Origin of the sequence: Streptomyces sp. IBSBF 2435, from assembly GCF_036815005.1 — a bacterium.
In the GTDB taxonomy this organism is placed as follows: domain Bacteria; phylum Actinomycetota; class Actinomycetes; order Streptomycetales; family Streptomycetaceae; genus Actinacidiphila.
Genome location: NZ_JAJSYW010000075.1, coordinates 1 through 20,179, shown reverse-complemented (window position 1 = coordinate 20,179; position 20,179 = coordinate 1). Strand labels below are relative to the sequence as shown.

21 protein-coding genes are annotated in these 20,179 nt (G+C 73.5%); 14 read left to right on the top strand and 7 right to left on the bottom strand.

Translation table 11 applies throughout. From position 1 onward, the window contains the following. Positions 1 to 77 precede the first annotated feature (77 nt). The 3 genes from V7E46_RS16820 to V7E46_RS16810 all read right to left on the bottom strand — a co-directional run bounded on the left by V7E46_RS16820 (position 78) and on the right by V7E46_RS16810 (position 2,294). A complete protein-coding gene (locus tag V7E46_RS16820) occupies positions 78 to 1,265 on the bottom strand; it encodes a GH12 family glycosyl hydrolase domain-containing protein (RefSeq protein WP_333769164.1) in 1,188 nt (395 codons plus the stop codon). 328 nt (positions 1,266 to 1,593) lie between these two features. Continuing rightward, positions 1,594 to 1,857 (bottom strand): hypothetical protein, encoded by a 264-nt coding sequence (locus V7E46_RS16815; protein WP_333769163.1) that lies wholly within the window; start codon positions 1,855 to 1,857, stop codon positions 1,594 to 1,596. Then, positions 1,833 to 2,294 (bottom strand): maleylpyruvate isomerase N-terminal domain-containing protein, encoded by a 462-nt coding sequence (locus V7E46_RS16810; protein WP_333769162.1) that lies wholly within the window; start codon positions 2,292 to 2,294, stop codon positions 1,833 to 1,835. The genes V7E46_RS16815 and V7E46_RS16810 overlap by 25 nt, the downstream gene beginning before the upstream one ends. A 256-nt stretch (positions 2,295 to 2,550) precedes the next feature. Here V7E46_RS16810 and V7E46_RS16805 point away from each other — a divergent pair, with 256 nt between their 5' ends. Continuing rightward, positions 2,551 to 3,795 carry a PP2C family protein-serine/threonine phosphatase gene (locus V7E46_RS16805; RefSeq protein ID WP_333769161.1) on the top strand — a complete coding sequence of 415 codons (1,245 nt, stop codon included), beginning with the start codon at positions 2,551 to 2,553 and terminating at the stop codon, positions 3,793 to 3,795. Positions 3,796 to 3,877: 82 nt separating this feature from the next. Here V7E46_RS16805 and V7E46_RS16800 read toward each other — a convergent pair whose 3' ends face one another. Beyond that, complete coding sequence (locus V7E46_RS16800; protein ID WP_333769160.1) at positions 3,878 to 4,045, bottom strand: hypothetical protein; 168 nt, start codon at positions 4,043 to 4,045, stop codon at positions 3,878 to 3,880. A gap of 430 nt (positions 4,046 to 4,475) precedes the next feature. Here V7E46_RS16800 and V7E46_RS16795 point away from each other — a divergent pair, with 430 nt between their 5' ends. Together V7E46_RS16795 and V7E46_RS16790 are read left to right on the top strand one after the other, a co-directional pair. Continuing rightward, positions 4,476 to 5,885: a glycoside hydrolase family 16 protein gene (locus tag V7E46_RS16795; protein ID WP_333769159.1), complete on the top strand. Its 1,410-nt coding sequence runs from the start codon at positions 4,476 to 4,478 to the stop codon at positions 5,883 to 5,885. A 185-nt stretch (positions 5,886 to 6,070) separates the two neighbouring features. Continuing rightward, a complete protein-coding gene (locus V7E46_RS16790; RefSeq protein ID WP_333769158.1) occupies positions 6,071 to 6,577 on the top strand; it encodes a MarR family winged helix-turn-helix transcriptional regulator in 507 nt (168 codons plus the stop codon). A gap of 71 nt (positions 6,578 to 6,648) precedes the next feature. Here V7E46_RS16790 and V7E46_RS16785 read toward each other — a convergent pair whose 3' ends face one another. Further along, on the bottom strand, positions 6,649 to 8,700 hold the full coding sequence (locus V7E46_RS16785; protein WP_333769157.1) for an ATP-binding protein: 2,052 nt from the start codon (positions 8,698 to 8,700) through the stop codon (positions 6,649 to 6,651). 116 nt (positions 8,701 to 8,816) lie between these two features. Here V7E46_RS16785 and V7E46_RS16780 point away from each other — a divergent pair, with 116 nt between their 5' ends. The 8 genes from V7E46_RS16780 (at position 8,817) to V7E46_RS16745 (ending at position 16,242) form a co-directional block, all read left to right on the top strand. After that, positions 8,817 to 9,704, top strand: a complete 888-nt coding sequence (locus tag V7E46_RS16780; RefSeq protein ID WP_333769156.1) for a glycoside hydrolase domain-containing protein — start codon at positions 8,817 to 8,819, stop codon at positions 9,702 to 9,704. A gap of 464 nt (positions 9,705 to 10,168) precedes the next feature. Then, a complete protein-coding gene (locus V7E46_RS16775) occupies positions 10,169 to 10,729 on the top strand; it encodes an ATP-binding protein (RefSeq protein WP_333769155.1) in 561 nt (186 codons plus the stop codon). A gap of 136 nt (positions 10,730 to 10,865) precedes the next feature. Further along, complete coding sequence (locus tag V7E46_RS16770) at positions 10,866 to 12,080, top strand: ROK family protein (protein WP_333769154.1); 1,215 nt, start codon at positions 10,866 to 10,868, stop codon at positions 12,078 to 12,080. 135 nt (positions 12,081 to 12,215) lie between these two features. Continuing rightward, entirely contained in the window at positions 12,216 to 13,565 is a 1,350-nt protein-coding gene (locus tag V7E46_RS16765; protein WP_333769153.1) for an ATP-binding protein, read from the top strand. Beyond that, positions 13,562 to 13,987, top strand: coding sequence for a roadblock/LC7 domain-containing protein (locus V7E46_RS16760; RefSeq protein WP_329179417.1), 426 nt, complete (start codon positions 13,562 to 13,564; stop codon positions 13,985 to 13,987). The genes V7E46_RS16765 and V7E46_RS16760 overlap by 4 nt, the downstream gene beginning before the upstream one ends. After that, complete coding sequence (locus V7E46_RS16755) at positions 13,984 to 14,397, top strand: DUF742 domain-containing protein (RefSeq protein WP_329179419.1); 414 nt, start codon at positions 13,984 to 13,986, stop codon at positions 14,395 to 14,397. Before V7E46_RS16760 ends, V7E46_RS16755 begins: the two co-directional genes overlap by 4 nt. Beyond that, entirely contained in the window at positions 14,375 to 15,025 is a 651-nt protein-coding gene (locus V7E46_RS16750) for a GTP-binding protein (protein WP_443054192.1), read from the top strand. Before V7E46_RS16755 ends, V7E46_RS16750 begins: the two co-directional genes overlap by 23 nt. After that, positions 15,022 to 16,242: a cytochrome P450 gene (locus V7E46_RS16745; RefSeq protein WP_333769152.1), complete on the top strand. Its 1,221-nt coding sequence runs from the start codon at positions 15,022 to 15,024 to the stop codon at positions 16,240 to 16,242. Before V7E46_RS16750 ends, V7E46_RS16745 begins: the two co-directional genes overlap by 4 nt. A gap of 82 nt (positions 16,243 to 16,324) precedes the next feature. On the opposite strand, the gene V7E46_RS16740 is transcribed toward V7E46_RS16745, so the two are convergent. Continuing rightward, on the bottom strand, positions 16,325 to 16,852 hold the full coding sequence (locus V7E46_RS16740) for a DUF885 family protein (protein ID WP_333769171.1): 528 nt from the start codon (positions 16,850 to 16,852) through the stop codon (positions 16,325 to 16,327). Further along, positions 16,849 to 17,862, bottom strand: coding sequence for a Gfo/Idh/MocA family protein (locus tag V7E46_RS16735; RefSeq protein WP_333769151.1), 1,014 nt, complete (start codon positions 17,860 to 17,862; stop codon positions 16,849 to 16,851). The genes V7E46_RS16740 and V7E46_RS16735 overlap by 4 nt, the downstream gene beginning before the upstream one ends. Positions 17,863 to 17,933: 71 nt before the next feature. Between V7E46_RS16735 and V7E46_RS16730 the strand changes: the two genes are divergently transcribed. The 3 genes from V7E46_RS16730 to V7E46_RS16720 all read left to right on the top strand — a co-directional run. After that, positions 17,934 to 19,238 carry a multidrug effflux MFS transporter gene (locus tag V7E46_RS16730; RefSeq protein ID WP_333769150.1) on the top strand — a complete coding sequence of 435 codons (1,305 nt, stop codon included), beginning with the start codon at positions 17,934 to 17,936 and terminating at the stop codon, positions 19,236 to 19,238. A gap of 84 nt (positions 19,239 to 19,322) precedes the next feature. Continuing rightward, complete coding sequence (locus V7E46_RS16725) at positions 19,323 to 19,517, top strand: hypothetical protein (RefSeq protein WP_333769149.1); 195 nt, start codon at positions 19,323 to 19,325, stop codon at positions 19,515 to 19,517. Continuing rightward, the coding region (locus tag V7E46_RS16720; protein ID WP_333769148.1) for a serine hydrolase domain-containing protein at positions 19,483 to 20,179 on the top strand (697 nt) is incomplete at its 3' end. The genes V7E46_RS16725 and V7E46_RS16720, both read left to right, overlap by 35 nt.

Genomic DNA, 20,179 nt, shown 5'->3' with positions numbered 1-20,179 from the left:
CCCCCCCCCCCCCCCCCCCCCCGCCCCCCCCCCCCCCCCCCCGCCCCCGCCCCCCCCCCCCCGCAACTCGGGGGCGGTCAGGAGCAGGGAGTGCCGTTGAGCGTGAAGCCGCTGGGCGGGGCGGAGCTGCCGGTTGACGTGCCCTGGAAGCCGAAGGACTGGGAGCCGCCGGCCGGGATCTGGGCGTTGTAGGCGAGGCTGGAGGCGGTGACGGCGCCGGAGGCGGGGGCGACCGTGGCGTTCCAGGCGCTGGTCACCGTCTGGCCGGCCGGGAGGGTGAAGCCCAGCGTCCAGCCGTTGACGGCGCTGGAGCCGGTGTTGGCCACGGTGACGTTCGTGGTGAAGCCGCCCGCCCAGGTCTGCGGGGTGACGGTCACCTTGCAGCCGGACGAGCCGCTGCCGCCGGTCGTGCCCCCGGTGGTGGTGCCCCCGGTCGTCGTCCCGCCGGTGGTCGTGCCGCCCGTGGTCGACCCGCCGCCGATGTTCACCGTCGACGAGAAGGACGTCACGGCCAGGCCCGCACCGTTCTGCCACGGCTCGAAACCGGCCTGGACGCTGGTGAGATACCAGGAGCTCTGGGCCAGGCCGCGGTTGATCGCCTCATTGGCGAAGGCCTTGACGTCGAAGCTCCAGCTGTCGATCGCCGAGGGTGCGACGAAGGAGATCACGTCGTTGCCACCGTTGTTGCCGGTCCACACATCCCAACTGCGCCCGGCCACACTCGCGGTGGCCACCTTGGAGCCCACCGGCTGGACGGAGCCGACATGGTTGAACCACACCATGATCTCGGTCTTGTTGACGCCGTCCTTCCGTGGCGTCGGGTCGAGCCAGATGTCGTACGCGGCGTCATAGACCGCGTTGCCGACATAGGTGTACGAGATGCTGGTCGGTGCGCTGCCGATGGCGCTGAGCTGGGCGGGCAGGGCAGTGCCCGGCGAGCAGTTGGTGTAGTGGCAGCCGTAATAGACCGACGGATACGACTTGGGGCCGCCGTTGGTGGGGACGGAGCCGTCGGCCTGGGTGACCTGGAAGCCGGTGCCGGTGACGTTGATGCACTGGGCCTGGCTGGTGCCCCAGCGGTTGTTCTGCACGACGTAGCGGCCCTGGATCGTGGTCGAGCCGTACTGCGTGCAGATCTGGGTGTCGGCGTGGGCGGCGGGGGCGGTCGTCAGGGTGAGCAGACCGGCCACGGCCACGCCGAGCGCCGCCACAGCCGCCACCGTGGCTTTTCGGGTGGATCGGAGGACCTGCTTGAGCGTCTTCATGCTGTCCCTTCGACAAGCACGGAAGGTGGGGGGATGACCAAGCGCGACGGGAGCTGTCCCACGTGGGGGTGGGAGCGCTCCCAATGTCGCTCCGGGCACGGGACGATATGGCGCCGCCACGCAAGTGACAAGAGTTACGGCAGTATCGGCCCGGTGGGCACCGCTGTCGTGGCGCGATTCGTTCCCCGTACGCGGAGGCGCCGCGTACGTACCGGCGCCCCCGTACGTTGAGGTGTAGCCCGACGGCCCGCGGTCATGTAGAGGAAGGGCGGTTCCGGCAGGACCGCCCCGCCCTCCACCGGCAGATCGGCACCGGGGGAGCGCCCCATCAGCCAGGCCACGAGCGCGTGCCGCGGACGACGGGTGCGTCCGGTGCCCCGCCGAGGTCGTAGACGGCGTCGGAACCCCCGGTCCACGCCCCTGCCCCTGCCCCTGCCCCGGTCCCGGCGCGGGTCGGGCGCAGGCGCATGGCGGGGGTGTCGCCGCGGGCGCGCAGGGCCGCGACCACCCGGCTGAGCGTCGCGTGGACGAAGTCGGCCGGCCACTGGGCGGGCGTGCAGCCGACGTTCAGGTCGACGTGGTGGACCAGCACCTCGCTGAGCCGGGAGTCGGCCGCCCTGGCCGCGGGCCGCTCGTGGTCCTGCGTCCAGCGCACCGTGCGTTGCCAGGCCTCCGCGGCATCCGCCGGTATTCCTCGGCGAACCGGGCCGAGCTGTCGCGCAGACCGGCGACGAGCGCCGCGGCGCCGGGGCCCGCCCCCGCCTCGATCTGCTCGGCCCGGGCGGCCGGACTCGGATACTCCGGTGTCTCCACCCCGGTCCGCGCCCAGAACAGCAGATGGCGGCCGCCGTCCGCGTTGCGCGCCAGGTGCGTGAGCACATGGCCGCGCGACCAGCCGGGCAGCAGCGAGGGCCCGCGTACCCCGGCCTCGGTCGACTGCTCTGCTGCCAGCAGGAGATGGCCGGTCGCGGCGGCGATGCGGTCCAGGGCGGCCGAAGGGTCGAGGTCCGCGTCGGCAGGGACTGTCATGGCGCTGTCTCCTCGCTCGGGACGGGCAGGCCCCGTGCCGTGGCTGGGGCGCGGACGCCCTCGGCGGCTCTTGTGCGGCACCACCCCAGCCTGCCCGAAGCCGAGTCACCCGCGAGCCCGCTCGGCCGGCGGGCGGCGGCCGGCGTTCCGCTGGACGGGCGAGTCGTGGGGTGCGCCTGCGGGTGGCGGCCGGGCGGCCGGGGTTGACTGGCGGCGGGTACGGTCGCGCGGCCGTGGCCGGCAACGGAGGGGAGGTGTGGTGGCGGGACGTGAGGTCCAGGTGCCGGACTACGCCGCGCTCTTCGCCGCGGTGCCCGCGGCCTGCGTGGTGCTCGACCGGGACCTGGTGATCGTCGCCGTCAATGAGGCGTACAGCGAGGTCACCGGCCGTTCGGCGGCGGAACTGACCGGGTGCGGCTTCTTCGAGGCCTTTCCGCCCGAACCGGGGGATCCGGCGTCGGGCGGCGCCGAGGCCCAGCGCCGCTCGCTCGACACGGTGCTGGCCACCGGCCGCAGCAACATGCTGCTGCACCGCTTCGCGCTTCCCCGGGCCGGGAGGGAGGGCGAGTTCGAGCCGCGCTGGTGGAACGTGGTGAACCGGCCGCTGATCGGGGCCGACGGACAGGTGGACCTGATCATCCACCGAGTCGAGGACGTCACCCAATTCGTCAGGGCCGAGCGCGAGCGCACCACGCCGGAGCGCGACGAGGTCCAGGCGCCGCGTGCCGAACTGTTCACCCGGGCGCAGGAACTCCAGCGGGCCAACGCCCGGCTCCAGGAGTCCACGACCCTCACCCACGATGTGGCGCTGACCCTCCAGCAGGCCATGCTCGCCACGCCCGACCTGGCCGCGCACCCCGAGATCGCGGTGCGCTACCGCCCCGCGCTGCGGGGCATGAACGCCTGCGGCGACTGGTACGACGTGGTGGACCTGCCCGACGGGCGGCTTGGGCTGACGGTCGGCGACGTGGTGGGGCACGGGGTGGTCGCCGCCAGCGTCATGGGCATGCTGCGCAGCGCGCTCAGCGCCGCCATCCGGGTCGCCGACGGACCCAGCGGCGCGCTGGAGACACTGGGCCTGTACGCGCGCGCCCAGGACGGCGCGACGGCCACCACGACTGTCGCCTGCCAGGTCTTCCCGGTCAGCCGGCTGCTGATGTACAGCAACGCGGGCCACCCGCCGCCCGGGCTCATGGGGGCCGACGGCACGCACCGGCTGCTCGACCTCGCCACCGACCCACCGCTCGGCGTACGGCTGGAGCACGTGCCCAGGCCGCAGGCCACCGTCGGATACCGGCGCGGCGACATTTTGGTGATGTATACGGACGGCCTGATCGAACGCCGCCACGAGGACATCGACGTGGGCCTTGACCGCCTCGTCGCGGCCACGCGCGATCTGCGGCACCTGCCCCCCGAGCAGCTCGCCGACGGCCTGCTGCGCGCCATGGCCGACCCGAGCGGCGACCAGGACGACGTCTCCTTGATAGTGACCCGCCTCTGAGGGCCGCCCCGGAGCCGTCAGCCCCGCCCCCGCGGCGGAATCGTCAGTCCCGTCCCCGTCCCCGTCCCCGTCACCGGAGCCGTCAGCCCGCGACGACTTCGCCCGGTACCGACTGCGAGACGTATCCACCGGCCCGTACCGCGTCGGCGATCAACTCCCTTACCGGGCGCGGCGGGACGTCCAGCAGTTCCGGCAGGTCGCTGCTGGTCGCGGCCAGCCAGCCGCCCGGTCCCGCTGGGACGCCGATCACCCCGAGGACGCTCCGCGGGCCGCGGCGAGGGCGTAACCGGCGCCGTTCCCGGTGAGCGGGCCGGGGCGGCCGGGAGCCGCGGCCAGAGAGGTCTGGACCAGAATCCGCGCGCTGTCGCTCCTACCGGCGGAAACGGGCGGGGGTGCGGCCCGGTGGTGAATCGATCTTGTTCATCTTATTGACGTGCGCGCGTCACACGCTAAGACTCCATTTCGATCCTGTTGGCTGAGAGCGCTTCCAAGCCACTGACTCGAAGGTTTCCTCGACGGGGGACCCTTCCCGCCGGTCGAGGCGTGGAGGCGCGATCCGTACGGACCGTGCGGCCCGTTCACTTCCTGAACGGGAGGGAGGTCCCCTCCGCCTCCCTCCCGCGGAGCTGTTCCGACCCCTTCAACTGCCCCCCACCTATTGGAGAAAGGTCACCACGCCCATGAGAGAGAACGCACATCCCGGCATCGCACCGGCCGGCCCCTCCCGCAGTCGGCGTGCCGGACGGCGTCCTGGCCGGCACGCCCTGTCGGCCGTCCTCGGCTCGCTGCTTCTGCTGGCGGCCGGCGCCCTGGGCCTCTCGGTCTCCGGCGGCTCGGCCGCGGCAGCGGTACCAGGGCCGCCGGCCGGCTGGACCACGGTGTTCAGCGACGACTTCAACGGCGCCTCGGGCAGCGGCCTCAACCGGGCCGACTGGCTCTACGACACCGGGACCGGCTACGGCTACCCCGGCGCGGCGGCGAACTGGGGCACGGGTGAGATCGAGACGGCCACCGACTCGACCGCCAACGTCTACCAGGACGGGTCCGGGCACCTGGTGATCAAGCCGGTCAAGGACGCCTCGGGGCACTGGACCTCGGGCCGGATCGAAACGCAGCGGACCGACTTCGCCGCCCCGGCGGGCGGCCAGTTGGAGATCAGCGCGTCCCTCAAGCAGCCCGCGCCCGCGCAAGGCCTCGGCTACTGGCCCGCGTTCTGGGCGATGGGCGCCGACGCCCGTCCGGTCGGCGCGACCAACTGGCCCGGCATCGGCGAGCTGGACATCATGGAGGACGTCAACGCGCTGAGCCAGCACTCGACCACCTTCCACTGCGGTGCGTGGGCCGGCGAGTGCCACGACCCGGACGGCATCAGCAGCGGCCTCCAGGCGTGCAGCGGCTGCCAGACCGGCTTCCACACGTACTCGGTGATCGTGGACCGCACCAACACCGCGGCCGAGCAGCTGCGTTTCTACCTTGACGGCACCCTGACCTACACGGTCAGAGAGAACCAGGTCTCGGTCGCCACCTGGCAAGCCGCCGTAGACCACGGCTTCTTCGCCATCTTCGATGTCGCGATCGGCGGTTCGTACCCGAACAAGGTCTGCGGCTGCACCTCGCCGTCGGCCGACATCAGCTCCGGGGCCGGCATGACGGTCGACTGGATCGCGGTCAACCGGACCAACGCGGGCAGCGGCACGGTCGGCGGTACGTCCACGGGTACGTCCACGGGTACGTCCACCGGTACGTCGAGCGGTACGTCCACCGGCACCAGCACCGGTACGTCCACGGGTACGTCCACCGGCACCACCGGCGGCAGTACGACCTCGCCCGACTACACCGCGAGCGCCGCGTCCACCGGGTCCGGTCAGGTGCGGCTCACCTTCAAGCCGACGACGCCCGCGGCCTACGTGGACGTGCACTACCTGGTCAACGGCGCCGGCCAGCAGAACTTCCGGATGGCCAACAGCGGCGGCACCTGGACGCAGAACATCAGCGGCCTCTCGTCGGGCTCGGTCATCACGTACTGGTTCACCTACGAGAAGAACGGCCCCCAGTACGACACCCCCCACTTCACCTACACCTCCAGCTGACGCCGCCTGACCGCCTGACCCGATCCGCGTACGCCTTCGCCTCTGCGCGGGTGGGGTCAGGCGCAAGGGGCGGGGATGTGGGCGTGGGACGGAATCCCGGCGCCGGTCCGACAGGGTAAGGTTTGTGGCACGTACTACTTTCGTGGTAGTTTGCGCCACGTACTAGCCTGACGGAGGCAGCGCCGATGAGCACCGGCCACACCCCGGAAGCGGACCAGGAACCGGGCCGCGTCCCGGACCCGGCGACGGCGGTTTCCCCCGACGGCCCGGAGGCCGAAGGGCCGCTGGACATCATGGACGCGCTCGTCCAGCTGTCGTTCCTGGTCCAGGGCGTACTGGCGGGCGTGGCGTCCGCGTACGACGTCTCCGTCGTGCAGCTCCGGCTGTTCGGCATCCTGCGCGACCGGCGGCCCGGCATGCTCGAACTCGCCCGCCACCTCGGCCTGGACAAGTCCTCCATGACCGGCCTGGTCGCCCGCGCCGAGAAGCGCGGCCTGGTCCAGCGGCTCCCGTCGCCGCACGACGGCCGCGGCGTCCTGGTCGCGCTCACCCCCGAGGGCCGTCGGCTCACCGAGGTGGGCGCCGCCGAGATCGCCCGCCAACTCGCCGCACTGGCCGCGCCGCTGAGCGCCGGGGAGCAGGCGCTGCTGCGCGACCTGGCGGCGAAGATCCTGCCGACCGTCCGCGCGTGACGGCCCTCAGGGCGTACCCGTGAACCAGCCCTGAGGGCCGGGCCGTTACGCCGCGGGCCGGTGGCCGTACGTCACTCGGTGCCGGCCTCGTCCGCGACGAGAGCGGCCAGCGTGCTCGGGCCGTCGGCGGTGGCGCCGCGGGCGTAGGCGGCGGTGTAACCGGCGTCGCCGAGCGCGGCGCGGACCGTCCGCTCGCAGCGTTCGCGTACCGGCTGGAGCTCCGGGGCGCCGCGCTGGGGGTGGCCGACGCTGCGCCAGTACGCCTCGCCCGTGCCGTAGACCGCCGCGGCCTGCTCCGGCCGGCCCGCCGCGGCCATGGCGGCGGCCAGCAGGTCGAGGCCGAGGGCGATACCGAAGGCGTCGCCCAGCAGCCGCTTGCTCTCCAGCATGGTGCGCGCGTACGCGACGGCCTCGGTGGGCTCCCCGGAGAAGAGGGCGACGATGGAGAGCTGGTAGTCCAGGTAGGAGCGGGTCCACAGCTCGCCGACCCGTACGCACTGCTCGCGTAACTCCAGCGCGCGTGACCGCCCTTCGGCGAAGGCGCCGAGCCCGGTCAGCGAGAGCACCTCGACCAGGTTGCAGCGCAGCCGGTCGGGGGAGTCGAAGGGCCGGCCGGGGGCGGCCCCCAGTGCCTCGCGCACCGAGTCGAGTGCCTGCTGCGACTGCCCTGTCAGCATGCCGAGCAGTCCGGTCAGGCAGGCCGCGCCGATCCGCTCCTCCGCGTCGCCGCCGTCGGCCTCGACCGCCGCCCGCACCTCGGCGCTGATGGCGGTGGCGGCGGCGTAGTCGCCCTGCAGGGTCACCGTCGCACCCAGCCCGATGAGCGCGCGGGTACGGGCCGGGCCCGCGGCCGTATGGACGTCCAGGACGCGTTCGAGGCAGCCGCGGGCCTCTTTGAGGTGGCCGCAGCAGGTCCAGAAGTAGACGAGCAGGCCCGCGAGTTCGGCGGCGCCGGCGGGGTCGTGGGCGAGCAGATGGTCCAGTGCGGCCCGCAGGTCGGGGTGCGCGTCCTCGACCTTGCGGTAGCCGACGAGCTGGTCGCTGCCGACCCAGGCGGCGTCCGCCCAGCGGGCGACCCCGGTGAAGTGCTCGGCGTGCCGGTGCGCGACGGCGGTGTCCTCGCCCAACTCCCGTAACCACGTGTGCCCGTACTCGCGGATGGTGTCGAGCATCCGGTAGCGGTCACCGGACGCGGTGGCCGTCCTGCGGACGACGGACTGGGCGACCAGCCGCTCCAGGGCCGCCGCCACATCGTCGGCGCCGAGCGGGCCGCCGGCGGTCACGGCCTGGGCGGCGGCCAGGTCGAAGGCGCCGCGGAAGACACTGAGCCGCGCCCACAGCAGCCGCTCCAGCGGTGCGCACAGCTCGTGGCTCCAGCCGACCGCCGTCCGCAGCGCCTGATGCCGCCGCGGCCAGACGAAGTCCGAGCGGGACAGCAGGTCGAACCGCGAGCCGAGCTGCTCGGCGACCTCGGTGACCGGGGAAGGCCCGACCTGGGCGGCGGCCAGCTCTATGGCCAGCGGAATCCCCTCCAGGCGGCGGCAGATGGACCCGGCGGCCTCGGCCGCCCCCGGCTCGGCCAGCGGCTGCCGGCCGAGCCGGCCCGACACCCGCTCGCTGAACAGCGTGATGGCGTCGGGACCCGCGGCCGGCAGAGGCAGCACCTCCACGAGCCGCTCCATCCTGGACGCCAGCGGGCGGCGGCTGGTCGCCAGCACGGTCACGCCCGGGGCGGCGGTCAGCACGTCCGCCACCAGCGTGGCGCAGGCGTCGACCAGGTGCTCGCACGAGTCCAGGACGAGCAGCAGCCGCCGGTCCGCCAGCCACTCGCACAGCGCCTCGACCGGCATCATCGGCGAGTGGTCGGCGAGGCCGACCGCGTCGCTGACCGTCGCGAGCAGCAGGCCCGAGCTGTCCAGAGTGCTGAGGTCGGCCCACCAGACCCCGTCAGGGAAGCGGAATCCGTCTCCCGCGGCGGCGCGCAGTGCCAGGCGGGTCTTGCCCACCCCGCCTGCACCCGTCAGCGTGATCAGCCGGTCCTGCGCCAACACCGATTCCAATAAGGCCAGTTCGGACGTACGACCGACGAAGGTCGTCGTCTCCTGGGGAATATTGCCCTTCACGGTGACAGCTTGACATCACTCGGGCGCGGAGCGGAGCGAAGCCGGGGAGCGGGCCTTGACCTCGATGGCGACCGTCCGCGCGGTGCGGGCGGGGGAATTGACCTGACGAGTGACACATGTGGCGCTTTGCCGCGGGCGCCCGGCGGTTCGAGACCGAGCTGTTCACGACGGCGCCGGACGGGCTGCCGGGCAACGACGACAACGGCGCGCTGTCGTCGGAGTACGTGTGGGCGGCGCTCGGCATGATGCCGGCCACCCCCGGCACACCGGCGCTCGCGCTCAACAGCCCGCTGGTCAAGCGGGCGGTGATCAGCCTCGGCAACGGCCGCCGGATCACCATCGACGCGCCGAAGGCCGCCGACAACGCGCCCTACGTCACCGGAATGCGGCTGGACGGAAGGCACTTCGAGTCCACCGCCCTGCCCGCCTCCTTCGCCACCCGCGGCGGCGACCTGGACGTCGACCTGTCCACCAGGGCCGACACCCACTGGGCCACCGGCGCCACGGCGGCCCCGCCGTCGTACCGCACCGGTGGGGTGCCCGCGGTCGGCTACCTCACGCCGACCGGTACCCAGGTCACCCCGGGCGGTACGAGCCTGCCGGCGACGGTGGGCGTGTCGGAGCTCGCCGGGCACGCGGGGGCGGTGCGCTGGAGCGCCGTCTCCGACGTGCCGGGGTTCACCGTGACGCCGTCGTCCGGCACCCTCGACCTGCGCCGCGCCGCCCGCGCCACCGTGCCCGTCGCCATCTCGGTCGCGCCGGACACCCCCTCGGGCTACCACCCGGTGACGGTGGACTTCCGTACGGCGGGCGGCACCGCGCTGCCCGGCGGCGCGGTCGTGGTGACCGTACCGGCCGCGGACGGCGCCGCGACGGCCTGCGACACGCTGGGCGCGACCGACACCGAGTGCGGGCTGCGCTTCCGCGACAACGGCGACGGGCACGCCGAGCCGGTCACCGTCGGCGGCCGGAGCGCACGCTCGGCCGGGTCCATGTGTCCGTGACCGGCGACAACGTCCTGGCCCTGCACCTGTGCCCGGACGACGCCGGCTGACGGCTGCGGCACACCCCGGGGCCGGATCACGGCGGTACTGGCCGCGGCCGGCGGTCACTGAGTGCGACCGGCGAGCCCCGGGTGCCGAAAGGTTGTCAACCGTCCGGCACCTGGGGGCCGCCCGCTTCCGAGCCGCCCGCACCGCTCCGACCTGCGCCGATGCCCTGACAGCCGCGCCCGCGGAATCTTGTGGCAGCCAGGGGGGTGCGTTTTGCGCGTTTAGTCGTATTGTGGTGATCGACAACAAATAGGCCGCAGGTGGTAGTTGTGATCCGCGCCCGTGGCCGTGTGCCGCACCGCGCCCGTACGGGGTGACGAGACCGGCCCCGACGCAGGAGCGTCCCGCATCCAGTGCCGCGCCCACCGCCCCACCGGGCGGCGGACCGGGACCCATCGACACGCCCAGGTACCGACATGCGCATCCTTACTCCTGATCCAGTCCTCACCGCCTTCTCCTCGGCACCGTCGCCGAAGTGGGCGGGCCGGGGCAGGTCCCGCCTGCCGTGGCCCGCCGGCTCCCGGGGCGGCGGCGACCCGCACCCGCACGGCTGCGGGGCCGACGGCGAGGCGGGTACGGACACCGGGATCGGCTGCCTGCCGCTGCCGCACCAGCCGGCGGCCAGCAGTGACGCCCGCAGGGCCGCACAGACCGTCCTCGACGGCTGGCGGGTGCCGGCGGAGACCGCCTCCGACGTCGTCCTGGTCATCTCGGAGCTGGTCACCAACGCGCTCAGCCACGCCCTGCCCGCGGTGTGCCTGCACCTGTCCCGGCTGTCCTGCGGCACCGTACGCGTCGAGGTCACCGACGGCGGCCCGTGCGGCTCGCCGCTCCAGCGCGACCCCGGCGACGGCGGGCGCGGCCTCGCGCTGGTCCAGGCGCTCGCGCAGGCCCACGGCCGCCACGTCGGCCCCGCGGGCACGCTCGCCTGGGCCGAATTCACCGCCCCCGCGGCGCCGGGCGCCGCCCGCGCCTGAACCTGCCGCCGGGACCGGGAGCGTGCCTGCGGCCGACGCAGGACCGGGACCGTACGCGAAAGCCCGGACCGGGACCGCCGCGGCCATGCCGCGCCCCGGCGCCGAGCGGGCCCGCCCCGACCGCGAGGAGGCCGCCATGACCGTCCCCCCGCCCCACCCGCACGCCGATGTGCGGCACCACAACCTCAGCCTGGTGCTGCGCCGAGTCCACTCCACGGGCGCCGTCTCGCGCTCGCAGCTGACCCGGGCCACCGGGGTCAACCGCAGCACCACGGCGGCGCTGGTCGCCGTACTGGCCAGGGCGGGGCTGGTGCGCGAGGAGGTCCCGCGCACCCACCGCTCGGCGGGCCGCCCCTCGCCTGTGGTCCTGCCGGTCCCCGAGCGCGCCCAGGCCGTCGCCCTCGAAGTGGGGGTGGAGCGGATCAGGGCCGAGCGGGTGGGCCTGGGCGGCGAGGTCCTCCAGGACCGCACGCTGCCCGGGGACGGCGGCAGTCCTGTCACCTTCGAGGAGACCGTGTCCCGGCTGGCGGGCCTGGTCGAGTCGCTGGAGGAGCCGGCCGCCGGCGGCGGGCACTGCGCCGGTATCGGCATCGCGGTGCCCGGGCTCGTGCGGCGCACGGACGGCATGGTGCGGTTCGCGCCGAACCTCCAATGGACCGACCGGCCGCTCGCCGCGGCCCTGGCCGCCCGCCTGGCGCCCGCGTGGTCCCGGCTGCCGATCACCGTCGGCAACGACGCGGACCTCGGCGCGCTCGGCGAATACAGCCGCGGCGCGGCCCGCGGCTACGACGACTTCGTCTACCTCTCGGCGAACGTCGGGGTCGGCGGCGGCCTGTTCTGCGGCGGCCGGCCGCTGCCCGGACAGCGCGGCTACGCGGGCGAGATCGGCCACATGGTCGTCAACCCCGGTGGCCGCCTGTGCCGTTGCGGTGCCCGCGGCTGCTGGGAGACCGAGATCGGCACCGACGTCATCACCGAGGCGGCCGGGCTGGAGGTGCCGCCCGACCACTCGCTGTCCTGCGTCGTGGCGGCGGCCGCGGCCGGCGACGACCGCGCCGCGGCAGCACTGGACGAGGCGGCCCGCTGGCTCGCGATCGGCCTGGGCAATCTCGCCGTCGTCCTGAGCCCGCAGCTGGTCATCTTCGGCGGCGGCCTCCAGGACATCTACGACGCCGCCTGCGAACGGATCGAGCGGTACGCAGCCGGCACCGGGCTGGCCCGCGCCCGCGCCCCCTACATCCTGCGCAGGTCCGCGCTCGCCCACCGCGCGCCGCTGGTCGGCGCTGCCGAACTCGCCTTCGCCCCGCTGCTGGACGACCCCCTGCACGCCACCGCCGGCGCCGGTCAGTGACCATTGAGTACGTCAGCGTGACCGGCGAAGGTTCGCAAGTACGCGAATTTGCAAGAAATTTGACGCCAAACCTTGTGGCGAGATTTCGCCACGGCATAATCACGCTTCAAGACTGTTCTGGGGTGGGGTCGCGTCGTGCTCATTGCTTTCATCGGTGTTCTCCTGGTCGCCGTCGTCGGCGGCATCTCGTCGGGCCTCAGACATGTGCGGGACGCCCAGCTGGTGCGGATGGCGCGCACCACGGTCCAGACCGCGGAGGTGCGGGCCAAGAACGCCGAGGAGCAACTGGGGATCGCCATCGAGGAGTTGCGCTTCCTCGCCGCCGACCGCATCCCGGCCGCCGTCCTCGCGCTGACTCACGAACACGCCCCCGTGCCCGGCCTGTTGCACCCGCAGAAGGCCAACGCCACCCTCGCCAAGGCGATGCGCGACGTGCTGGCCGCCACCAGTACGGCTGCGGCCGGCGAGCGCGACCGGGTCGACGCGGCGGCCAGGGCGGCGATGCGCGGCGCCACCGCCAAGGTGCAGTCGCTGCTCTACCAGACGCAGAGCGTGCTCCAGGACCTCCAGCACGAGCTGGACGACCCGCGGCTGCTCGAACTGGACTTCCGCAACGAGCTGGCCCTGCGCCGCATCCAGGCGACCGCGGTGCTCTGCGAGGCCTGGCCGGGACTGGCCCGCAGCGACTCGCCGCTGGCCGAGATCGTGATCGGCGCGCAGTCCAGGGTCGCGGGCTACGCGCGTATCAAGATGGCCAACCATCTGCGCGAGCAGCGCCTCGCGGTGGTCGCCAGGGCCGCCGAGCCGCTGGCCATCGCGGTCGCGGAGCTGCTGGCCAACGCGACGTCGTACTCGCACCCCGACACCGCCGTGCCGGTGACGATCCAGCAGAGCGGCGGGCGCGGCGCGCTCATCGTGGTGGACGACGGCGGCATCGGCATGGACGAGGAGACGCTGGCCCGCGCCCGGCGGCTGCTGGCGGGCCCCGAGGCGCTGCTGCTGACCGAGCTGGGCAACCCGCCGCAGGCCGGCTTCGCCGTGGTGGGCCGGCTGGTGCGGCAGTACGGCTTCTCCTGCCACGTGGAGGCCTCGCCCTACGGCGGGGTCCGGGCGATGCTGCGGGTGCCGGCCGAGCTGCTGACCGTACTCGACGAGGAGCACACGCTGTCCGTGCTGGTACCCGCCCCGGCCGACACCGCGGCGCCGGCCAGGCCCGAGGAGGAGCCGGCGGCCGACGACGGCCCGGTCGTCGAGGCCACCCCGCTGCCCTCGCGCCGCCGCCGCAGCCCGAGAACCGCCGCCCGCCCGGTCGCGCCGGTCCCGCCGGCCGCCGACGCGCCCGCGGCGCGCACACCAGAGCAGGCGGGCGCGCTGTGGGGCGCGCTCCAGGACGGCACCCGCAGCGGCAGGTCCGCGGTCGGGAGCGGTACGACAGCGGCCGGGGGAACCGCCGCAGGCGACAAGCAAGGAGAACACCGTTCATGACCACCCGCCGACCCATGGCAGAGGACCTGGCCTGGGTGCTGGAGCCGCTGCTCGAACTGCCCGGCGTCCAGCACGCGTTGATCGCCACCGGCGACGGCCTGCTGGAGGGCTCCTCACCCGGCCTCGACCGGGCCGCCGCGGAGCGGGTGGCCGCGATGACCGCCACTCTGCACGCCTCGGCCCGCGCCTTCACCACCGCCTTCACCAATGACGAGACACCGCGGCTGGCGCAGACCGTGGTGGAGTCCGAGCAGGGCTTCGCCATCGTCGTGCCGGCCGGGCAGAACACCTCGCTGGCGGTCTTCGCCGCGCCCGACACCCAACTGGGCAACATCGCCTACCAGATGCAGGTGCAGGTCGCCGCGCTCGCCCGGGCGATGAGCGCACCCGCCCGCGAACCGGACGCAGCCACCCGCCCATGACATCCGGCAGGCCCGGCAGTTCAGGAGCGGCCGCGACGCCGGAACCCGGGGCGGGCGGCAGCCGGGGGCGCCGCCTGGTCCCGGCGTATCTGGCCACCGGCGGCCGGGAGCGTCCCAAGGGCATGGCCGACTTCGACCGGCTCACGGTACTGGTCTCCACCGACCAGCCGCCGCCGGAGCTGGAGTTCGGCCCCGAGCACCGCAGGCTGTGGGCGCTGCTGCGCCCGGGCGCACTGACCGTGGTGGAGTGTGCGGCCCATCTGGGCCTGCCGGTCAGTGCCACCGTCTTCCTGGCCGCCGATCTGGTCGGCGGCGGCCACCTGCTCGCCCGGTCCCCGGTCCCCAAGGCCGAGGAGATCGACCGAACGCTCATCGAGAGGCTGCTCGTTGGACTCCGTGCCCTCCCCTGAACCGGCGACCGCGCCGGTCGCCGAACCGCGGTCCGAGCTGCGTCCCGGCCCGGTCCGCTATCTGCCCGCGACCGGGCAGACCCTGATGAAGCTGGTCGTCACCGGCCCCTTCGGCGTGGGCAAGACCACCCTCATCCGCACCCTCTCCGAGATCCCCACCCTGCACACCGAGGAGGTGATGACCCGCTCCAGCGCGGGGCTCGACGATCTGCGCGGCCTGCCGGAGAAGTCCACGACCACCGTCGCTGTCGACTTCGGGCGGCTCACCGTCCCCGGCGACCTGGTGCTCTACCTGTTCGGCACCCCTGGCCAGGAGCGCTTCTTCCCGCTGTGGCAGGACATCGCCCGCGGCGCGCTCGGCGCCCTGGTGATGGCCGACACCCGGCGGCTGGCCGACTCCTTCCCGGTGATGGACATGGTCGAGGAGCAGGGCCTGCCCTACGCCGTCGCCGTCAACCGCTTCCCCGGCGCTCCCGCGCACAGCGACGACGTGCTGCGCAAGCACCTCGACCTGGCCCCCGAGACCCCGCTGGTGCAGTGCGACGCCCGCAACCGCCGCGACAGCATCGGCACCCTCATCGCGCTCGCCGAGTACGTACTGACCCGACTGCCCCAGGACGCGCCATGACCGCAGGTACGCTGCCCGCGCTGTACGGCGAGGACTTCGCCGCCGACCCCGGGCGCCACTACGAGCGGCTGCGCCGCCAGGGGCCGCTGGCCCGGGTGGAGATCGCCCCGGGCGCGGACGCGGTGCTGGTCACCGACTACCAGGCCGCCCTGGACGTGCTGCGCGACACCCACACCTTCTCCAAGGACCCGCGGCCCTGGCCCGACACCATTCCCGAGGACTCCCCGGTACGTTCGGTGCTCGCCTACCGGCCCGCCGTCACCTTCGCCGACGGCGACACCCACTCCCGGCACCGCAAGGTCATCGGCGACAGCCTCGGACTGCTCGGACCGCACCTGCTCCAGACCCAGGTCTCCGACGCCGCGGCGCAGCTCATCGGCCGCTTCGCCGCCGCGGGCAGCGCCGACCTGGTCGCCGACTACGCCAGGCGGCTGCCGCTGCGGGTCTTCAACACCTGGTTCGGCGTGCCCGACGCCGAGGGCGAGCTGCTGGCGGGCCGGCTCAGCTCGATGTTCGACTCGGGGGCCGACGCGCAGGACGCGTCCGCCGAACTGGTCAAGGTCATCGGCGGCCTCGTCGCCGACCGCCGCGCCCGCCCGCAGCGCGACCTGACGTCGTACTTCATCCAGCACCCGGTCGGCCTCGACGACGCCGAGGCGATCATGCAGATCGCCGTCACCTTCAGCGGCGGCTACGAATTCACCGCCAACCTCATCGCGAACACCCTGCTCCACATGCTCGCCGACCCGCGCTACGACGGTTCCGTCTACGCCGGCGCGATGACCGCTCACGAGGCCATCAACGAGGTGCTGTGGCGCAACCCGCCGCAGTCCACGTCGTCCGGCTACTACGTGCGGTACGACACGACCTTCCACGGGGTGGGCCTGCGCGCGGGCCAGTTGGTGCTGGTCTCCTACGCCGCGGCCAACAGCCAGTCCGCGCCGGGCGGCGAGACCGACGCGTGGGGGGCGAGCGAGAGCGCCCACCTCGCGTGGAGCGCGGGCCCGCACAGCTGTCCTGCCCGGCAGCCCGCCCTGCTGATCGCCATCTCGGCGGTGGAGCAGCTGACCAGCCGGCTCTGCGACATGCGGCTCACCCGCCCGGCCGCCGATCTCCGCTGGCGCCCCGGCCCCTTCCAGCGCTCGCTGACCGCCCTCCCGGTCCGCTTCACGCCCTGGGCACCGAAGGCCCCCGCACCGGCGGAGGACGACGTCTGAGCCGCCGCGACGGTACGGGCCGCGAGGCAGGTCCGAGCCGGGACCGCAGCCGCCGTGCGGCCGGTCGGCCCTGGTGGCCGGGTCAGCGGTCGAACAGCTCCTCGACGGTGAGGGTCGTGTCGGCGTTGCCGACCATGAAGCCGTAGTCGCCCGGGGTCGTGCGGGTGTACCCCTCGCGGGTGAGCACCAGGACGCTGGACTCGAAGGGCGCGACCATGCCGAGCACCGCCTCCACGCGGACGGTCCTGATCATGGCCTCCTGCGCCATGCCGAACTGGTAGTGCGCGGTGTCGTCCTGGTAGCCGGCCTCCCACATCATCTCTTCTGCGTAGTGGGCCCAGCCCTCGAAGAACAGCTCCGACCAGAGGGTCTTGCGGACGGGGTTGTCGACCTGGCCCATCATCAGGGCGTGCGAGCAGTGCCCGGGGCCGATCTCGTGGACGGCCATGACGGCCATCGCGGGCCGGCTGAAACGGTCGCGCGGTCCTTCTGGGGGCTTCCGGCCGGGAAAGGCCGCGGCCCCGCCGCCACCGCTGTGCCGCGGTGATGGCGGGGCCGGGAGGCCCTGCGGGCTCTGGCGGGGCCGGACGGCCCTGTGGGCTCGGCTCAGTCCACGCCGGGGTAGCTCACGCCGATCCGGTCCCGTACGGCGTCCAGCGTGCGCATCACCGACAGCGTGCCGGCCAGCGGCACCAGCGGGGATTCGGCCAGCCCCTCCTGGAGGCAGCGCGTCACCTCCGCGGCCTCGTAGCGCATCGTGCCGCGGGTCAGGCCGTCGTCGGTGACGTCGGCGAAGTGCACGGTGTGCGGGGACTCGCCCTGGCGGTGCACGGTGAAGCGGTCGGGGTTGAAGAAGCCCTCGGGGATCTCGATCCGCCCGGCGGTGCCGGTGATCGTCGCCGGCGCGCCGGTGTCCGCGGCGAAGGTGCAGGTCAAGGTGGCCAGAGCGCCGTCGTTCCAGCCCAGCAGCATCCCGGTGTTGTCGTCGACGCGCTCGGGCGTCAGATGCGCCCAGCCCTGGACGGTGTCCGGCTCCCCGAGCAGCATCTGCGCGAAGGACACCGGGTAGACGCCGAGGTCCAGCAGCGCGCCGCCGCCCTGCGCGGGGTCGCGCAGCCGGTGCTCGGGCGGGAAGTCGCCGCCGAAGCCGAAGTCGGCCGACACGTTGCGGATCTCACCGATCGCCCCGTCGGCGACGAGCGCCGTCAGGTGCCGTATCAGCGGGTTGCAGTACGTCCACATGGCCTCCATCAGGAACAGCCCGCGGTCCTGCGCCAGTTCCACCAGCTCCCGTGCCTCGCGCGAATTCAGCGTGAACGCCTTCTCGCACAGCACCGCCTTGCCCGCCTCCAGGCACAGCCCGGCCGCCGCCCGGTGCGCGGAGTGCGGGGTCGCCACATAGACGACGTCCACGCCGTCGTCCGCGGCCAGCTCGGCCCAACTGCCGTACGCCCGGGGGATGTCGTACCGGTCGGCGAAGGCCTTCGCGCCCTCCGCGCTGCGGGAGCCGACCGCCACCACCTCGGCGTCCGGCACGGTGGCCAGCGCCTCGGTGAACGTCGCGGCGATACCGCCGGTGGCCAGGATGCCCCAGCGGATTGTGCGCTTCACGTCACTCATCAATTGCCCCACAGCGTGGTCTCGGCCGTCCCCGATCACTGAAAGAATAAGCAACGATTCAACGACATCCGATGGAGAGTGCCACCGTGCAGGACGCCGGGCCGAGAACCCACGCTCAGGCCAACGCCCCGACCCTTCCCGCCACCCTCACTCCCGACGCCGGCCGCCAGGCCCGTGTCGGCCTGCTCGTCACCCTGGTACTCGGCGGCCTCACCGCGCTGCCGCCGCTGTCCATGGACATGTACCTGCCTGCGCTCCCCCAGGTCACCGACGCCCTGCACAGCTCCTCGTCCACCGTCCAGTTCACGCTGACCGCCTGCCTGGCCGGCATGGCGCTCGGCCAGCTCGTGGTCGGCCCGCTCAGCGACCGCTTCGGGCGCCGCCGCCCGCTGCTGGTCGGCATGGTCGTCTACGTCCTGGCCACCGCCGTCTGCGCCTTCGCGCCCACCGCCCCGCTGCTGGTCGGCTTCCGGCTGCTCCAGGGACTGGCGGGCGCCGCCGGTATCGTGATCTCCCGGGCGGTCGTCCGCGACCTCTACGACGGCGTGGAGATGGCCCGCTTCTTCTCCACCCTGATGCTCATCTCCGGGGTGGCCCCGATCGTCGCCCCCGTCATCGGCGGCCAGATCCTGCGGCTCACCGACTGGCGCGGCGTCTTCGCCGTCTGCACGGCCATCGGCGTCCTGCTCACCGCGGTCGTGTGGCGCTCGCTCGGCGAGACCCTGCCGCCCGCCGAACGCCACTCCGGCGAGCTGTCCGGCACGTTCAGCTCCTTCCGCAGCCTGCTCGCCGACCGGGTCTTCACCGGCTACGTCATCGCCGGCAGCTTCGGCTTCGCGGCCCTGTTCACCTACGTGTCCGCATCGTCCTTCGTCGTACAGGACATCTACGGCGCCTCGCCGCAGACCTTCAGCCTGCTGTTCGGCCTGAACTCGATCGGCATCGTCGGCATCGGCCAGCTCAACGGCAAGGTGCTGGTCGGCCGGGTCTCCATGGACCGGGTGCTCGGCGTCGGCCTGGTGCTGATCACCGCCGCGTCCGTCATGCTCGTCCTGCTCACCACCGGCGTCTTCGGCCACGCCTCGCTCACCGGGATCGCCGCCGCGCTGTTCGTCCTGATGGCGTCCATGGGCCTGGTGCTGCCCACCACCAACACCCAGGCGCTGCTGCGTACCAAGCGCAATGCCGGCGCCGCCTCCGCGCTGATCGGCACCTCGTCCTTCCTGATCGGCGCGCTGATCTCGCCGCTCGCAGGGGTGGCCGGCGACGGCACCGCCGTGCCGATGGCCGTCACCCAGCTGACCTGCACACTCATCGCCTGTGCGGCCTTCGTCGGGCTGTGCGTGCCGCGCCGACGTACCGTGGAGGGAGCGTAGGAGATCAGGCCGACAGGCCTGCGGCGGGTCCGCGGCCCGTCGGGCGATCGGGCCATGAGGCGATCAGGCCATCAGGAGGAAGCGATGTCCGATCCGGACGAGCGCACCTGGGCGTTCAAGACAGCCGACAGCTCGCTGCACACGGGAGCCGAGGGCACCGTCGACGCGGAGGACCTGGTCATGGCCTCCGGCCGGGACTGCACACCGGAGTTGATCGAGAAGGCCCGCCAGGACCTGGAGGAGCATGGTGCCGCCGCTGTCGAGAGGTACCTGCCCTGAGGCGGGCCTCGACGCCGAGGAGATCGGCCTGATCGTCCCGGGACTGGCCGCCGCGCTGGAGCCCGCGGCCGGGCCGCACGATGCCGCGGACGAGTCCGCGCACCCCTGGTGCGCGGGCGCCGTCGTGCTCGCCGGACGCGGGCACGTGGTGGCGCTGCACGACGCGGTCGGCTGGGCGGTGCGCTACCGCGCGTACGACGAGCACACCGGGCGCGGGGTGGAGCTGCCGCCGCAGCAGCGGGTGCCGATGCGGCCCGGCACCGTCTTCGACCTGGCCTCGCTCACCAAGCTCTTCACCGCGGTCGCCGCGGTCCAGCAGATCGAGGCCGGCACGCTCGACCCGGACCGCCCGCTGACCGCGTACGTCCCCGGCCTCGTGCCCGGCCTCACCCTGCGGCACCTGCTCACCCACACCTCGGGGCTGCGGCCCGAACTGCCGCTCTACGACCTTCCCGGCCCCGCCGAGCGGGCCGCCCGGCTCGCCGCCGAGCAGCCCCGCACCCCGCCGGGCGCCGAGCGCTGCTACTCCGACCTGAACCTGCTGCTCACCCAGACCGTGCTGGAGCGGGTCACCGGCCGCCCGCTGGACCGGCTCGTCGCCGACGGCATCACCACCCCGCTCGGCATGACCGCCACCCGCTTCGCCCCGCCCCCCTCCTGGC

Excerpts from the sequence above, each read along its gene's own strand:
- V7E46_RS16795 (WP_333769159.1), top strand. The coding sequence starts at position 4,476 with ATGAGAGAGAACGCACATCCCGGCATCGCACCGGCCGGCCCCTCCCGC.
- V7E46_RS16730 (WP_333769150.1), top strand. The coding sequence starts at position 17,934 with ATGGAGAGTGCCACCGTGCAGGACGCCGGGCCGAGAACCCACGCTCAG.
- V7E46_RS16775 (WP_333769155.1), top strand. The coding sequence starts at position 10,169 with ATGCGCATCCTTACTCCTGATCCAGTCCTCACCGCCTTCTCCTCGGCA.
- V7E46_RS16770 (WP_333769154.1), top strand. The coding sequence starts at position 10,866 with ATGACCGTCCCCCCGCCCCACCCGCACGCCGATGTGCGGCACCACAAC.
- V7E46_RS16745 (WP_333769152.1), top strand. The coding sequence starts at position 15,022 with ATGACCGCAGGTACGCTGCCCGCGCTGTACGGCGAGGACTTCGCCGCC.
- V7E46_RS16735 (WP_333769151.1), bottom strand. The coding sequence starts at position 17,862 with ATGAGTGACGTGAAGCGCACAATCCGCTGGGGCATCCTGGCCACCGGC.
- V7E46_RS16760 (WP_329179417.1), top strand. The coding sequence starts at position 13,562 with ATGACCACCCGCCGACCCATGGCAGAGGACCTGGCCTGGGTGCTGGAG.
- V7E46_RS16725 (WP_333769149.1), top strand. The coding sequence starts at position 19,323 with ATGTCCGATCCGGACGAGCGCACCTGGGCGTTCAAGACAGCCGACAGC.
- V7E46_RS16755 (WP_329179419.1), top strand. The coding sequence starts at position 13,984 with ATGACATCCGGCAGGCCCGGCAGTTCAGGAGCGGCCGCGACGCCGGAA.
- V7E46_RS16790 (WP_333769158.1), top strand. The coding sequence starts at position 6,071 with ATGAGCACCGGCCACACCCCGGAAGCGGACCAGGAACCGGGCCGCGTC.
- V7E46_RS16780 (WP_333769156.1), top strand. The coding sequence starts at position 8,817 with ATGTGGCGCTTTGCCGCGGGCGCCCGGCGGTTCGAGACCGAGCTGTTC.
- V7E46_RS16820 (WP_333769164.1), bottom strand. The coding sequence starts at position 1,265 with ATGAAGACGCTCAAGCAGGTCCTCCGATCCACCCGAAAAGCCACGGTG.
- V7E46_RS16810 (WP_333769162.1), bottom strand. The coding sequence starts at position 2,294 with ATGACAGTCCCTGCCGACGCGGACCTCGACCCTTCGGCCGCCCTGGAC.